Below are 16,346 nucleotides of genomic sequence, written 5' to 3'. Positions count from 1 at the left end.
AAGCTAATGACGAAAATGCGTCGTTTTTATGCGATACCCTATGTCTTTTGGTTATTGCTATTTGTTATTGCACCAGTCTTATTGATCATCTACCAATCTTTTTTTGATATGAACGGCAACTTTTCGCTGGTCAATTATCAAAGCTACTTAGGTTCGGGAAAATATTTGATCATGACCTTAAACTCGGTTTGGTATGCCTTTTTGATCACCTTGATTACCTTAGTGATCAGCTACCCGACAGCGTATTTCTTAACTAAGCTGCGCCACAAAGATTTGTGGCTGCTGTTGATCATCTTACCAACGTGGGTCAACTTATTGTTAAAAGCCTATGCGTTTATTGGGATTTTCGGCATTCATGGCAGTGTCAACAACTTCCTAGAAATCATGGGGGTTGGACCAAAGCAGATTTTGTTTACTGACTTCAGCTTTTTGACGGTTGCCGTCTATATCGAACTGCCCTTTATGATCATGCCGATTTTTAATGCCTTAGAAGAAATGAATCCCTCTTTGATCAGTGCCAGTCGCGATCTAGGGGCAAACAGCTATGATACTTTCCGACGAGTGATTTTCCCTCTTTCGTTAAACGGGGTAAAAAGCGGCGTCCAAGCCGTCTTCATTCCATCGCTCTCCCTCTTCATGTTGACCCGTTTGATTGGGGGCAATCGCGTGATCACGCTTGGTACGGCGATCGAGCAGCACTTTCTCGTTACCCAAAATTGGGGCATGGGTTCGACCATCGGCGTCATTTTGATCATCGCCATGTTCCTCGTGATGTTGTTTACGGGAGAAAAGAAAAAAGGAGGGCAACGTAAATGAAAAAATTTCGCTGGTCGAATCTTTATCTGATCGTCGTCTTTATTCTTTTGTACGTGCCGATCTTTTATTTGATTTTCTATTCCTTCAATGAAGGAGGCACCATGAATGCTTTTACGGGTTTCACTTTTGAACATTACCAATCCGTCTTTCAAGATACCCGCTTGATGATCATCGTGTTGAACACCTTTATGCTAGCATTTTTATCAGCATTACTGGCAACGATCATTGGCACATTTGGTGCGATGGGCATCTACTATACCCGCAAGCGCCGAACGAGAACGGCCTTGTTGAGTTTGAATAATATTTTGCTGGTTTCACCAGATGTCATCATTGGCGCCAGTTTCTTGATTTTCTTTACGATGATCGGCAACTTGTTCCGTGGGTTTAGCTTAGGCTTTTTCAGCGTGTTGCTTTCGCATATCGCCTTTAGTATCCCGATCGTGGTCTTGATGGTCTTGCCGAAATTGCAAGAGATGAACGATTCAATGATCGATGCTGCCCGTGATTTAGGCGCGAATAATTTTCAAGTCATTAAAAATATCATTTTGCCTTTCTTGACACCGGGCATCATCGCCGGCTATTTCATGGCCTTTACTTATTCACTTGATGATTTTGCCGTGACATTCTTTGTGACGGGCAATGGCTTTAGTACCTTATCAGTAGAGATCTATTCTAGAGCACGTCAAGGAATCAGTTTAGAAATCAATGCATTAAGCACACTTGTCTTCTTATTCTCCATGATTCTGGTGGTAGGCTATTACTTTATCAGTAAAGAAAACGGCGCGAAGAAATTACGTAAAAACCGCCGTGTGGAGGTGGCAAATCTGCGATGAAACGATTACAATCTCTGATTATCGGTATTTTTGCGATCGTCCTGATCTTGCTCTTTGGTGTCCGTGAATTGGAACGCACCTCTGGTATGGCAGGTGCTGAGGTCGTCAACATCTACAACTGGGGCGACTACATCGACCCTGATTTGATCAGTAAGTTTGAAGAAGAGACTGGCTACAAAGTCAATTATGAAACCTTTGACTCAAATGAAGCGATGTTCACGAAGATCCAACAAGGCGGTACGTCCTATGACATCGCCATACCGAGTGAATACATGATTGAGAAAATGATGGAACAAAATCTTTTAAAACCATTGGATCAAAGCAAAATCAAAGGGCTAGACAATATCGACCCTCGCTTTTTAGACCTGAGTTTTGATCCGGGCAATCAATATTCGATCCCTTATTTCTGGGGAACACTGGGGATCGTCTATAACGATAAATTCTTTGATGAAGGTGAGATCACCCAATGGGACGATCTTTGGAAACCCGAATTAGCAAACAGCATCATGCTGATCGATGGCGCGCGTGAAGTAATGGGATTAGGTTTGGACAGCTTAGGCTATTCTCTAAACAGCAAAGACGATGATCAGTTGCAAGAGGCATTCAATAAGCTTCGGACCATGACCCCAAACATCAAAGCCATCGTCGCAGATGAAATCAAGATGTACATGGCCAATGAAGAAGCATCGGTTGCGGTCACATTTTCTGGGGAAGCAGCCGACATGATGTACGAAAATGAACACATTCATTATGTGATCCCTTCGGAAGGCTCCAACTTGTGGTTTGATAATATGGTCATTCCTAAGACCTCACAAAACGAAGCCGGCGCTTATGCCTTCTTGAACTTTATGCTGGAACCCGAGAATGCTGCACAAAACGCAGAGTACATCGGCTATTCCACACCTAACCAAGAAGCCATGGCCTTACTGCCAGACGAGATCACCGAAGACGAACAATTCTACCCATCCGATGAATTGATGGAACATCTCGAGGTCTATGAAAACTTAGGTGCTGAGTATCTTGGCATCTATAACGATTTGTTCTTGGAATTGAAGATGTATCGGAAATAGCGTGAAAACTCAGTAAGAATGGCATAAAACCAACCAAATATAACGAACCCTTTCAACCATTTTTCTTGTTAGTTTTCCAATTTTCTTCCAAAAAATCGTTAAAAACATATTTTTCGGCGTTATTTAAAGCTTTCTTCCAATAAATTTCTTCCAGAAAAATGTCATTATATCTTATGATTAATGGTTGATAAATATTATAGAACAGTCGATTATTCTCTTAGTTTCACCTCAATAAATAATTAACCAATCCTTCTAGAAAATGTGTAGATTAGCTGCCATTTTTTCTAGAAGGTTTTTTAATTTCTGATGAAGGTTCAGCTATGGTAGTGAATCGATTTTCTTATAATATTGCTGTGATGATTGAGTTAGGGGATGAAGTATCTGAAAATGAACTACAATTAAACGATGTCCGGGCAGCTCAACGGTCTAGCTTTAATTTTATCGAAGCTAATTTGCAAAATACTGCTGAAAGAATGATCTCATCTTTAGCTATGGAAGCAACTATTTATCGCCTTGGGGAAGAATCTCCCCTATATATTAGTAATCGAACAGGCTTAAAAATGGCACCAAACTCGAATTTTAACTATGGAATTGATCTTCAACAGACAGCTATCCAACCTGAAGAATACACTATTCAGTTAATAGTTGAGGCGGATGATAAAACTTACGAATTTGAGAGGAATTTTACTATAACAACCGAAGAAGCAGCCAATCTAAATGAATCAGCTGTGTTTGTAAATACAGTTTAGATTAGAGGACTACGAGTGTGCAGCCCACTAATATAAACTATTGGGAGATAAAGATATTAGAAAATAATTCGTCATTAAAAGGATCGACTCTCGTAGCATCTTTAAAAAAAGAAACATTTAAATACATTGTATTTTCTGATATAACCTTCCAAAACATTGGAAGGGTGATGTGAACTTTGAAAAGAAAAATCATTTTTTTAATACTGTAAATATCCGGGTACTCTTTCATTAAATAATCTTTTGAAATGAGTAGTGATAGAAAATGGTTCTTTCTATCTGTGTATTTAAACGGAACTTCTCCGAAGTTATGCTTATACCGTATATAAAAGAACGGTTAAGCGTATAAGATCTCAATGAAAGGAGTGATTGACTTGTCACAAAAAAGAGAGTGTTATGGCGGTCAATGTAAAATACCGATTACATCCTACAACAAACGGTTGTACTGGCCGCCAAACGATTGAGGGAGTCTCGCACAGCAACTGTATGAGCGTAGTGTGAGTTTATGTACCCGACTGATTACTATAAATGTAAATCCTGTCGACTGAAGTATCAATTAGTGATGGGCACCAATCAGTTTATTTTGGTGAATGAGAATGAAGACTGGATGTCAGGAAAATATTTTGAATTTAAAAATGCAAAAGTCGAATTCAATTAATCAAATTATACTCGATTGGTACAGAATCTGGGAGGAAGATATTACGGAAGAATTATTTTTAAACAAAGAACACATTAGAAAATTCACTAATATGATGAATGAATTAGGATTTAAGGATCTTAATGATCCTTACTGGAGAAGCTTAGTGTATATTTTGTCTGGTGATGATAGACTGTTCAATGAACTGCACACATTTGTTAATATTAAAGGAAAAGAGATCAATAGTGAAATCTGGTTTGATGGTCATTTATGTGGCGGTGATAAAAGACTGCTTGCTTTGGGATATAACTTATATACATATCAGGATTTCCATGAGTTTGACAACGGAAAGAAGTATTACGTTTCTCCGTTAGAAATTTTTGTCTGGAATTGATGAAACAGGACATAAGTTAGCTAGAAATGCCATCGATATGAGATTGAAGTTTAAATGATGAAAATAATTATATTCAATGAGGGAACTAGAACTACATGATCAATGGAGTTTCCTTTTATCCATCTCATTAAACTTATAATATCATCAGTTCAAATATTTAGTATGAATACTACCAATAATATATTATTAAGGTTAATAAAAATCATAAATTTCATAGGTTCATGAAAATTATGATAAGAGTTTATTGGTAATTAAAGGTATTATGTAGACAGTAATATAATACTAATTTTACCAATAACCTTCGTTAATGAGAAAAAGGAAAATAGACCCTAAAATTTTTTTTTGGGGTCTTGGAAATACTATTAAACTGGGAATGTAAAAATTTGAGTTATGGGAATTTTTACATTCTAAATAATGAAGAATATTGGGACAAATGCGACTGTCATTTCAAGTTGGGCTGTTTTATATAAAGGAGTGAAACTAGGTGTTATACAAGTTTAGTAGCATATTGGTAGTTGGAATGATGGTTCTTGGTCAACCTATTACAGTATTTGCTAATACGGTTGATAGCGAACTGCAAACCAATAACTCAGTCAGTGAAGAGCATGAAGAAATATCTGATGCCCTTGAGGAAAGTTCGGAGAGTACCTTAGATAAAATAGAAGAAAATGTTATAGATTCGGGTTCAACCGTTGATAGTACTTCTGAAGAGAGCACTCCTTCCTATTCTACGAATAATGAAACCGATAGTAGTGAAGAATCGAATAATTCCGATGAAGTAGAAAAAAAGGAAGAGACTTTAGCAGAAGATGTTGTAGCAGGTACTTGGGGATCTGTCCCCTGGGAATGGAATAGCGAGACCGCCACAATAACATTACAAGGAGGGAATGCGGGAACAGTTGCTGCTGCTCCGTGGAAAACGTATACCAATGTCCAAAGCATTATTGTTGAGGGCACAGTCGTTTTACAAGCTAACGCAGCTAACCTATTTCAAAATCTAAAAAGTTTGACCTATATTGATACGCTATCTTTTGATACAAGCCAGGTTACAACTTTTGATTTTTTATTTGCAGACAGCGATTCTCTGGAAGTTTTAAATCTGAATGGTTGGAACACTAGCAATGTTACCTCAATTAATAGAACCTTTCATAATATGACTTCCTTAGTTGAACTTGATATTAGTAGTTGGAATATGACAAACGTAAGGAGTAGCTCAACGAACTCTTGGTTTATCTTTGAGGCTCGAAACTTACGAACCATTCATTTAGGAGTAAATACAACATTTTTGCACATGGGTAGTTCTTCAAGACCGGTTTTCCAAACCGGTGCTCCTTCAGTAGAATACACCGGAAATTGGCTTTATCTAAAAGATCAAAACGGAAATGATCCTGAAGAAAGAGTTGTAACAGCTCGAAGAACCTTGTTAAGTACCTTTTACGATGGCTCAAAACCAGGAACTTATATATTGGAAAAAAAAGTTTCTCAACCAGTAACAGTTAAATTTCTTGATTCTGAAGGAAATGAGCTGGCGCCTTCAGTTACAATAGAGGGCGAATTTGGTAGTCAGTATAGTACGGAAGCTAAAGAAATTCCCGGCTGGAGTGTGGTCGAAATACCGAGAAATGCCACAGGCACTTTTACTGATAGTCCACAAGAAGTAGTGTATGTTTACGATCGCTCGGATGCAGCGCCGGTCACCGTTAGATATGTCGATACTGAAGGTAATCAATTATCAGAACCAAGTATCCTAAGCGGAAAAGTCGGTTTGCCATATGAAAGTGAAGCCAAAGAGATTCCTGGTTGGTACGTAACTGAAACGCCAGACAATGCTTCAGGGACTTTCACTGAAGATCCGCAAGAAGTAGTGTACGTTTACGATCGATCAGATGCCGCACCGGTCACCGTTAGATATGTCGATACTGAAGGTAATCAATTATCAGAACCAAGTACCCTAAGCGGAAAAGTCGGTTTGCCATATGAAAGTGAAGCCAAAGAGATTCCTGGTTGGTACGTAACTGAAACGCCAGTCAACGCTTCAGGGACGTTCACTGAAGAGCCACAAGAAGTAGTGTATGTTTACGATCGATCAGATGCCGCACCGGTCACCGTTAGATATGTCGATACTGAAGGTAATCAATTATCAGAACCAAGTATCCTAAGCGGGAAAGTCGGTTTGCCTTATGAAAGTGAAGCCAAAGAGATTCGTGGGTGGTATGTGATTGAAACACCGGACAATGCTTCAGGGACTTTCACTGAAGACCCACAAGAAGTGGTGTACGTGTATGATCGATCAGATGCCGCACCAGTTACTGTGAAGTACCAAGATTCCGAAGGAAACCAGCTAGCAGAGCCAAGTATATTAAGCGGAAAAGTTGGTTTGCCATATGAAAGTGAAGCCAAAGAGATTCCTGGTTGGTACGTAACTGAAACGCCAGACAATGCTTCAGGGACTTTCACTGAAGATCCGCAAGAAGTGGTGTACGCGTACGATCGATCAGATGCCGCACCGGTCACTGTGAAGTACCAAGATTCCGAAGGAAACCAGCTAGCAGAGCCAAGTATATTAAGCGGAAAAGTTGGTTTGCCATATGAAAGTGAAGCCAAAGAGATCCCTGGTTGGTACGTAACTGAAACGCCAGACAATGCTTCAGGGACTTTCACTGAAGATCCGCAAGAAGTGGTGTACGTGTACGATCGATCAGATGCCGCACCGGTCACCGTTAGATATGTCGATACTGAAGGTAATCAATTATCAGAACCAAGTATCCTAAGCGGGAAAGTCGGTTTGCCTTATGAAAGTGAAGCCAAAGAGATTCCTGGTTGGTACGTAACTGAAACGCCAGTCAACGCTTCAGGGACTTTCACTGAAGACCCACAAGAAGTGGTGTACGTGTATGATCGATCAGATGCCGCACCAGTTACTGTGAAGTACCAAAATTCCGAAGGAAACCAGCTGGCAGAACCAAGTATCCTGAGCGGAAAGGTTGGCTTACCATATGAAAGTGAAGCCAAAGAGATTCCTGGTTGGTATGTAACTGAAACGCCAGTCAACGCTTCAGGGACGTTCACTGAAGAGCCACAAGAAGTGGTGTACGTTTACGACCGCTCGGATGCCGCACCGGTCACCGTGAAATATCAAGATACCGAAGGGAATCAACTATCAGAGCCAAGTATATTAAGCGGAAAAGTTGGTTTATCATATGAAAGTGAAGCCAAAGAGATTCCTGGTTGGTATGTAACTGAAACGCCAGTCAACGCTTCAGGGACGTTCACTGAAGAGCCGCAAGAAGTAGTGTACGTGTACGATCGATCAGATGCCGCACCGGTCACCGTGAAGTACCAAGATTACGAAGGAAACCAGCTAGCAGAGCCAAGTATATTAAGCGGAAAAGTCGGTTTGCCTTATGAAAGTGAAGCCAAAGAGATTCCTGGTTGGTACGTAACTGAAACGCCAGACAATGCTTCAGGGACTTTCACTGAAGAGCCGCAAGAAGTGGTGTACGTGTACGATCGATCAGATGCCGCACCAGTTACTGTGAAGTACCAAGATTCCGAAGGAAACCAGCTAGCAGAGCCAAGTATATTAAGCGGAAAAGTTGGTTTGCCATATGAAAGTGAAGCCAAAGAGATCCCTGGTTGGTATGTAACTGAAACGCCAGACAATGCTTCAGGGACTTTCACTGAAGACCCACAAGAAGTGGTGTACGTGTATGATCGATCAGATGCCGCACCAGTTACTGTGAAGTACCAAGATTCCGAAGGAAACCAGCTAGCAGAGCCAAGTATATTAAGCGGAAAAGTTGGTTTGCCATATGAAAGTGAATCCAAAGAGATTCGTGGGTGGTATGTGATTGAAACACCGGACAATGCTTCAGGGACTTTCACTGAAGACCCACAAGAAGTGGTGTACGTGTATGATCGATCAGATGCCGCACCAGTTACTGTGAAGTACCAAGATTCCGAAGGAAACCAGCTGGCAGAACCAAGTATCCTGAGCGGAAAGGTTGGCTTACCATATGAAAGTGAAGCCAAAGAGATCCCTGGCTGGTATGTGTTGGAAACACCGGACAATGCTTCAGGAACATTTACTGAAGAGCCACAAGAAGCGGTGTATGTTTACGACCGCTCGGATGCCGCACCGATCACTGTTAGATATGTCGATACTGAAGGGAATCAACTATCAGAGCCAAGTATCCTGAGCGGAAAAGTTGGCTTGCCATATGAAAGTGAAGCCAAAGAGATTCCTGGTTGGCACTTGACAGGAATACCAGATAATTCTTCAGGAATCTTTACCGAAAACCCGCAAGAAGTTGTTTATATCTATGTGATAAATAAAGTCGATAGTGAACAAGATAATTCTGATAATGATTTATCGACAGATAACAACTTCTCTGATTCAAATAAAAAATTACCTAATACTGGTGAATCATTAATCGGACAGGTATCAATGGTATTGGCGGGATCGCTTATTGTCATGGGAATTTTTGTATTCGTGGTAAGAAAAAGGAAGAAGGATAAAGATTAGTTAAAAAAAAAGCAACAAATCTATTAGTGATTTGTTGCTTTTCAATATTATAGAAAGGAAATTTAACTATTATGCTATTCACATCAAAGAAAGAATATATTGATCATTTTCGATATGAACTCTATGACAAATGTAATGATGAGGCAGAATTGGAAGATTATTTGAATTCTCAACTTTGTAATCTAGAAAAGTTAACAGAAAATATTTCTAAAGATACATTCTGGGAAATCTTTCCAGAAATATTGGGCATAGATGCCAAATTAAATCTATTAGTAGAATTGAGTACGTTTGAGGATTTTTCAAAGGATGAGATAATTCGAATTATTGAGAATGACTATAAAAACTACTTTAAAGAATTGTGTGGATATGATTTGAGCATGGAAACTCGTCATTCCATAATATTCAATGTTTGTTGAATTCATTTTGATTAAAATGTAAGGGGCAGAATCTTTTGCGTTTGTGCTCCCTGTTTATGATCACCTTAGTAACTAATTAACACTTAAAATTAGTTTAACCCATGAGGGCAATAGGAAATAATTAAATGCTAACAGTGGAAATGTTATTGAGAAGTTATCTTATCTAAATAAAGAAACTGTTCGTTGCGGCTATCAAAAGACCTTAATATTGAAAGCCATCACAACTGATTCTTTCTTCTATATCATCAGTTGTGATGGCTAAATATTATCTTTGAGTTAAAAAAATATACAAGCGAGAATCAATAAAGTAGAATAATTAAAAAGATACACCAAGATAATTTATCACTAAAAGCCAGGCTAGTTTATACACAAATGATTGGGTGATAAGCCCTAATTGTGATAGGAGTAGCATAGGTAAATTTGAAAATAATAAATACTGCAGTTAGCACCATTTTGTATTTACTAGTTACTCTTGAGTATAAATGTAGTCAAGAAGAATACCGCTTCCTTACATAAAATTATTATTGCTCTATGTATTTACATTGCAAACTTCGGATTGTATAAATTATTTAATGGACTTTCATAAAGGGAATTTTTCTTATATAATTCTCGGATAGACAAGCGGCATATTCATAATCATGACTTAGAGAGGTGTTCTAGTTGAATATTGAAGAACTGTTAGAAGAAAAAGAACATTATAAAATTTCGATTCTTAGGTTACTTGAGATTGAAAAAAACAACTTCATTCTCTATTCAAAAGTAAGAGAAATCACTGGGCTAACAAAATTTAAGTTCACTGTATATTTTAAGGAACTTACAGAAGAACTTCAATTAGTCACGGGAATCAATCAAATTATTTTAATGGATGATGGTGAAATTCTATGTGAGAAATTAAATCTCGAAGTAATCAAACAAATGCGACTTCACTATTTTAAATCAGCCCCCAAATTTAAAATTTTGACTGATCTACTGGTAAATGAACAATCAGTCGATACATTTTCAGATAATAACCATTTAAGCAGTTCAAATGTTTATGTAAAACGAAGAGAATTAAAAGCTTTTCTAAAAAAAAATGGTATCAAGATTAAAAAAAATCAGCTTATAGGTGATGAACAAAATATCCGGACAAAACTTTTTTGTATCTATTTTGAGATTTATAATGGGATGTTCTTTCCTTTTTCAGCTGCTACTGAAAAATCTGTGAACCAGCTTACGCAGTATGCTTTGCATTGGTTTAATCTTAAGTTGTCACATACCGAATATGTAAAATTACAATTGTTTTTAGGGATTATGACGGTTAGGTATCAAAATAAACATTCAATTAATGCTGATTACCTAACGGATTATGATATTGATCAAAGTTTACTCAATATTTTTTCAGCAACAGCGTTTCCTAACCAAAACCAGTTCCTAAAAGAGATAGGGACTTTTATTCTATATCTTTATCTCTGTGTACCAGCTAGCTTTAGAGGACAGAATAAACTAGTTGAAAAAATCGATACAGATAGGTTCTTTAAAGTAGATGGTGAATCAAAGAAAATTGTCAAAGCTATTTTTGATTCCTTACTTCTTCCAAATTTAGGAGAAGCCAAAGCAACTGAAGTAAATCAAGTGCTTTTAGAAAAAATTGTTCAAACTAATCGTAGATATTTTCTGTTTCATTTTCATCCGTTTGTATTTCGTTCAAAAAAACAAATCAATTTTTTTACAGAGACGTATCCAGAAATTGCACGAACGATCAAAGTAATTATTGAAGAACGATTTTCTCAACTACCATTCGATGAGTCGATCAATCAAGCTCAATTGTTTTATGATTACCTGTTCCTGTTATTTGATTCTTGTGACATATCTACACTGGAAAAACCAGTGTATGTATGCGTTGATTTTTCATTAGGGGAACAATATAGTCATTATATTTCTTCACAGATTAAGGGATTTAAGAACTTTAACATTATATTAGAGGATCGATTTTCTAGTCGAACAGATTTGTTTTTATCTGATTGCTTAATAAATAAAATTGGTGTTGAACAAATAATCTGGAAAAATCCGCCTTCTTCTGATGATTGGGAAGATTTTGGAAATAAAATTATTCATATCAAAAGAAAAAAGATTGTGTAGATAGTTGTCAGATGCTGCTGGATTTAAGGTAGTTACTCGCTCGTATCCTACTTTTTTCTTGGAGGAGCCGCCATTCGTAGAAGGAATAGGGGGCTTTTTTTATAGATTATTTTCTCCAAATGAAAATAATGAATAAAAAATGTCCCGTTATGACCAAATTGATCGTGAATGTTTCAGTATACTATTTTTACAGGATAGCACATACAGTTTTTTTGGTGAGAGGTGTTTAAAGAATGGTAGGTAACGACCAAAATGAATAAAAAAATAAGTATAACTTCGGTCTTTTTATTACTGATTAGTGTATTTTTCAGGTGGATTCCTTTTGATGATTCGGAATCTAAAATAGATGATTTACAAAATTCGCGAAAAGTTAGTTATGGTCGAGTAACAAAGATAACTAAAAGTAATACGAAAATATCAGATCATTCACCTGAAGAAATTGAAAATGACCGACAGCCATTAGCGTTATTTACAGCATATCTTGTGAGGCTTGAAGAGGAGCCCCAAATACATGATGGTGAACAAAGCAGATTTGAGTTGGGGAATCTTTTTAGAAAATTATCAGGCACCTTATTATTTAGTCAAAATTACAAGGAGGAGTAACAATTGAAAAACATAGTTCAAAAAACAATAAATCTATTTTTAACCTTACTTATCATTATGAATCAGGTAGGGGGAATAACCGCATTAGCAGAATCTTTAACCGAATTGTCTGATAGATCATTATTAATTGAAATTGATCGAACAGAAGCTGCACAAGGAGAGAATTTTCAACTGCGAGTCCAAGGGACCCCAGAGGTTCTAGATGCATTGATCATTGAAAAGAGTCAAGACTTGACTGAAGGGGAAGTGAATCAAGTCAGCGATAATGAGCGTGTGATTACCTATTCTTCTGAATATTCAGGGGAATATGAGTTAACTGCAAGAAGTGGTGATATTAAATCCAATACAGTTTCAATTGCAATCAATGCGCCAGAAGAAAGTAGCAGTGCCTCTTCTAGTGAAGTAGATTCTTCTGATCCGTCTGTATCGCAAGAACCACAGATAAACAAAGAAGAGAATCTTTTGAGTTATGATATCGGTATTTCTGCCACGCATCCAACCTTGATAAGTAGAAATACACAAACATTGACTGGGTATATTCAAGGTGGTGCGGGTGATATTCTTGAAGAGTACGGAGAGATGTTCGTTCGAGTTCCTAGAGAATCAATAGGATCAGTTGCGTCTATTGTAGTAAATGTGTCTGCTGGATCACCTTTAAAGCCATTGGCATTTTATCAAGAAGGAACAGATGTTGTTTTTCCTTTTACTTTTGATTATGAAGGACTGGGGGAAGCTGCTCAGCTTTATACATTCAGCATTATGTTTGAAGTTGCAACTTTTCAAACAGGCGGGACAGCTCCGAATAACCCATATAATGTGCAAATTAGCTATGCTGAACAAGTTGTAAACACGGAATTTTCTATTACACCTGCGGCTTTATCAAAGCCTATTTTTTCGAAACTTTACTATGGCTCTAGAGAAAGTGACAGCCAAGGTGCGCTTGGTAATCTACAAATTGACGGGCAAGATGTAACTAATAGTAACAAGTTTATATTAACGGTCAATTATGATGGATCACAAAAAGATGGTGTAGTGGTCACGGATGTATTACCACAAGGAACAACACTAGCTTCAAATCCGAGCACTTGGAATGCTAGTGGAAATACAGAGACCATTTCCGGCGGAGTTCGAATTGCGGAAGTAACGAATCCTGGTGAAGCAGGAAATAGTTTCCATTATGTCTCCGAGGATTTTGTTGATAGGGTATCATTCAATAGGGAAACGAATACACTCATTGTGGATTTTGGTGATCTAACAGGGGAGCAAGCGTATATTATTGAATATGCTCTTGAAGTGACCGATGTTGATTTGTTCAATGAAGGAAGGCAAGAGGATGGTTTTTCTCGAAACTATGCGAGCATGACCTATAATAATCAAGTAATTGAGCAATCCTATCGTTTGAGAATTCCAGCGAGCAATCTTCCTGCGATATCTTTAAGAAAAAGTGTGGATAAAAATATTATCAACCTTGATGAAGATGAACTAACGTATTCTCTACATGTTTCAATGTTTTCTGGTACAAGCAATACTCTAGTTATTGAAGATGTTTTGGAAGAGGGGATGGTATTTGACTCATTTCTGTCAGATATTCCTTCCTTCATTGATACAGATGTGGATGATAATGTAGTTCGGTTCAGTGCGAATCGTGAGATTGTCGGTCCAATAAATTTCACACTCTCTTTTAAGGTCAATGTAGCAGCCTATTCAGTTGGTGACCAAATTTCAAATTTTGCAACTTTAGTGAATGGGGACAGCAGGCTAAACACAAGTGTTGTAAGTACGAGAAAAATTGATGGACGTATCAAAGTAATTAAAACAGATGAGAACGGCCAACGACTACCGGGAGCAGGGTTTGAAATCTTATCCAGTGATTCACAATTAATAGCAGAAGGTAAAACAAATGAAAATGGTGAGTTTATAAGCGAACCACTGCCTGTAGGTAGATATCAAATCCGAGAAACACAAGCTCCAGAAGGATATCTTTTAGATTCAACGCTCCATGAAGTTTTCATAAATGAAAACTCGATAGAAGAAGTAACATTAACTATTCAAAATATCCTTGATACCGGCAGCGTCAAACTAATAAAATACGCTGAAGAGAGTCGGGAAGTCTTACAAGGAGCGGTCTTTGAGTTACAAGATAAAGATGGAACAGCTTTGCAGTCTGGGTTAACCACAGGCGTTGACGGAAGACTAGCGATCGAAGGTTTGGCACCAGGAACATATCAGCTGGTAGAAACGCAAGCACCGACTGGTTATGAGTTGGATGCGACCCCGATTAAATTTGAGATTGAACGAAGTCAGACAGCGGTCGTAGAATTGACAAAAGAAAATCGATTGACACCAGGGGGTGTCGTGTTAACCAAAATTGATGATCAAAGTGGAGAAGTCTTACAAGGAGCGGTCTTTGAGTTACAAGATAAAGATGGAACAGCTTTGCAGTCTGGGTTAACCACAGGCGTTGACGGAAGACTAGCGATCGAAGGTTTGGCACCAGGAACATATCAGCTGGTAGAAACGCAAGCACCGACTGGTTATGAGTTGGATGCGACCCCGATTAAATTTGAGATTGAACGAAGTCAGACAGCGGTCGTAGAATTGACAAAAGAAAATCGATTGACACCAGGGGGTGTCGTGTTAACCAAAATTGATGATCAAAGTGGAGAAGTCTTACAAGGAGCGGTCTTTGAGTTACAAGATAAAGATGGAACAGCTTTGCAGTCTGGGTTAACCACGGGCGTTGACGGAAGACTAGCGATCGAAGGTTTGGCACCAGGAACATATCAGCTGGTAGAAACGCAAGCACCGACTGGTTATGAGTTGGATGCGACCCCGATTAAATTTGAGATTGAACGAAGTCAGACAGCGGTCGTAGAATTGACAAAAGAAAATCGATTGACACCAGGGGGTGTCGTGTTAACCAAAATTGATGATCAAAGTGGAGAAGTCTTACAAGGAGCGGTCTTTGAGTTACAAGATAAAGATGGAACAGCTTTGCAGTCTGGGTTAACCACGGGCGTTGACGGAAGACTAGCGATCGAAGGTTTGGCACCAGGAACATATCAGCTGGTAGAAACGCAAGCACCGACTGGTTATGAGTTGGATGCGACCCCGATTAAATTTGAGATTGAACGAAGTCAGACAGCGGTCGTAGAATTGACAAAAGAAAATCGATTGACACCAGGGGGTGTCGTGTTAACCAAAATTGATGATCAAAGTGGAGAAGTCTTACAAGGAGCGGTCTTTGAGTTACAAGATAAAGATGGAACAGCTTTGCAGTCTGGGTTAACCACGGGCGTTGACGGAAGACTAGCGATCGAAGGTTTGGCACCAGGAACATATCAGCTGGTAGAAACGCAAGCACCGACTGGTTATGAGTTGGATGCGACCCCGATTAAATTTGAGATTGAACGAAGTCAGACAGCGGTCGTAGAATTGACAAAAGAAAATCGATTGACACCAGGGGGTGTCGTATTAACCAAAATTGATGATCAAAGTGGAGAAGTCTTACAAGGAGCGGTCTTTGAGTTACAAGATAAAGATGGAACAGCTCTGCAGTCTGGGTTAACCACGGGCGTTGACGGAAGACTAGCGATCGAAGGTTTGGCACCAGGAACATATCAGCTGGTAGAAACGCAAGCACCGACTGGTTATGAGTTGGATGCGACCCCGATTAAATTTGAGATTGAACGAAGTCAGACAGCGGTCGTAGAAATGGCAAAAGAAAATCGATTGACACCAGGGGGTGTCGTGTTAACCAAAATTGATGATCAAAGTGGAGAAGTCTTACAAGGAGCGGTCTTTGAGTTACAAGATAAAGATGGAACAGCTTTGCAGTCTGGGTTAACCACGGGCGTTGACGGAAGACTAGCGATCGAAGGTTTGGCACCAGGAACATATCAGCTGGTAGAAACGCAAGCACCGACTGGTTATGAGTTGGATGCAACACCAATAACTTTCAGAATTGAAAGTGAACAGGAAGCAGCAATATTTTTAATAAAAGAGAATAGAAAAAATTTTGATGAATCAGTTCCTAAAGACGAGTCATCGGGTAGTGGAAGTAAGTATCTGCCAAGAACTGGGGAAGATGTCATTGGGCAGCTCATAATGATTGCAATTGGGGGGATACTTGTTTTCTTTGCTATTAAATTTATGAAAAATGATAAATATGATCATGAATAAAGAGAG

General features: G+C 38.6%; 10 protein-coding genes. All 10 read left to right on the top strand.

Features of this window, described 5'->3' with window-relative positions:
• Positions 1 to 6 precede the first annotated feature (6 nt).
• The 10 genes from IGI88_RS03120 (at position 7) to IGI88_RS03075 (ending at position 16,340) form a co-directional block, all read left to right on the top strand.
• Positions 7 to 816 (top strand): ABC transporter permease, encoded by an 810-nt coding sequence (locus IGI88_RS03120; protein ID WP_005234157.1) that lies wholly within the window; start codon positions 7 to 9, stop codon positions 814 to 816.
• On the top strand, positions 813 to 1,649 hold the full coding sequence (locus IGI88_RS03115) for an ABC transporter permease (RefSeq protein ID WP_005228535.1): 837 nt from the start codon (positions 813 to 815) through the stop codon (positions 1,647 to 1,649). The genes IGI88_RS03120 and IGI88_RS03115 overlap by 4 nt, the downstream gene beginning before the upstream one ends.
• Complete coding sequence (locus tag IGI88_RS03110) at positions 1,646 to 2,719, top strand: ABC transporter substrate-binding protein (RefSeq protein ID WP_429960194.1); 1,074 nt, start codon at positions 1,646 to 1,648, stop codon at positions 2,717 to 2,719. Before IGI88_RS03115 ends, IGI88_RS03110 begins: the two co-directional genes overlap by 4 nt.
• 320 nt (positions 2,720 to 3,039) lie before the next feature.
• Positions 3,040 to 3,468, top strand: a complete 429-nt coding sequence (locus IGI88_RS03105; RefSeq protein ID WP_301388275.1) for a DUF3324 domain-containing protein — start codon at positions 3,040 to 3,042, stop codon at positions 3,466 to 3,468.
• Positions 3,469 to 4,061: 593 nt separating this feature from the next.
• Entirely contained in the window at positions 4,062 to 4,496 is a 435-nt protein-coding gene (locus IGI88_RS03100) for a DUF6075 family protein (RefSeq protein ID WP_301388277.1), read from the top strand.
• Between the two features lie 484 nt (positions 4,497 to 4,980).
• Positions 4,981 to 9,021, top strand: coding sequence for a MucBP domain-containing protein (locus IGI88_RS03095; protein WP_429960193.1), 4,041 nt, complete (start codon positions 4,981 to 4,983; stop codon positions 9,019 to 9,021).
• A gap of 71 nt (positions 9,022 to 9,092) precedes the next feature.
• A complete protein-coding gene (locus IGI88_RS03090; RefSeq protein ID WP_301405518.1) occupies positions 9,093 to 9,437 on the top strand; it encodes a DUF7006 family protein in 345 nt (114 codons plus the stop codon).
• A 660-nt stretch (positions 9,438 to 10,097) separates the two neighbouring features.
• Entirely contained in the window at positions 10,098 to 11,555 is a 1,458-nt protein-coding gene (locus IGI88_RS03085) for a helix-turn-helix domain-containing protein (protein WP_301389908.1), read from the top strand.
• A gap of 252 nt (positions 11,556 to 11,807) precedes the next feature.
• Positions 11,808 to 12,158 (top strand): hypothetical protein, encoded by a 351-nt coding sequence (locus tag IGI88_RS03080; protein WP_301389907.1) that lies wholly within the window; start codon positions 11,808 to 11,810, stop codon positions 12,156 to 12,158.
• 57 nt (positions 12,159 to 12,215) lie between these two features.
• The gene (locus IGI88_RS03075) at positions 12,216 to 16,340 is read left to right on the top strand and encodes a SpaA isopeptide-forming pilin-related protein (protein WP_429969538.1); all 4,125 of its coding nucleotides are present in this window, start codon (positions 12,216 to 12,218) and stop codon (positions 16,338 to 16,340) included.
• Positions 16,341 to 16,346: the final 6 nt, after the last annotated feature.

Source organism: Enterococcus sp. AZ179 (assembly GCF_050498885.1).
GTDB classification, from domain to species: domain Bacteria; phylum Bacillota; class Bacilli; order Lactobacillales; family Enterococcaceae; genus Enterococcus_D; species Enterococcus_D entomosocium.
The sequence above is the reverse complement of the archived record's forward strand: the minus strand, read 5'-3'. Positions and strand labels throughout refer to the sequence as shown.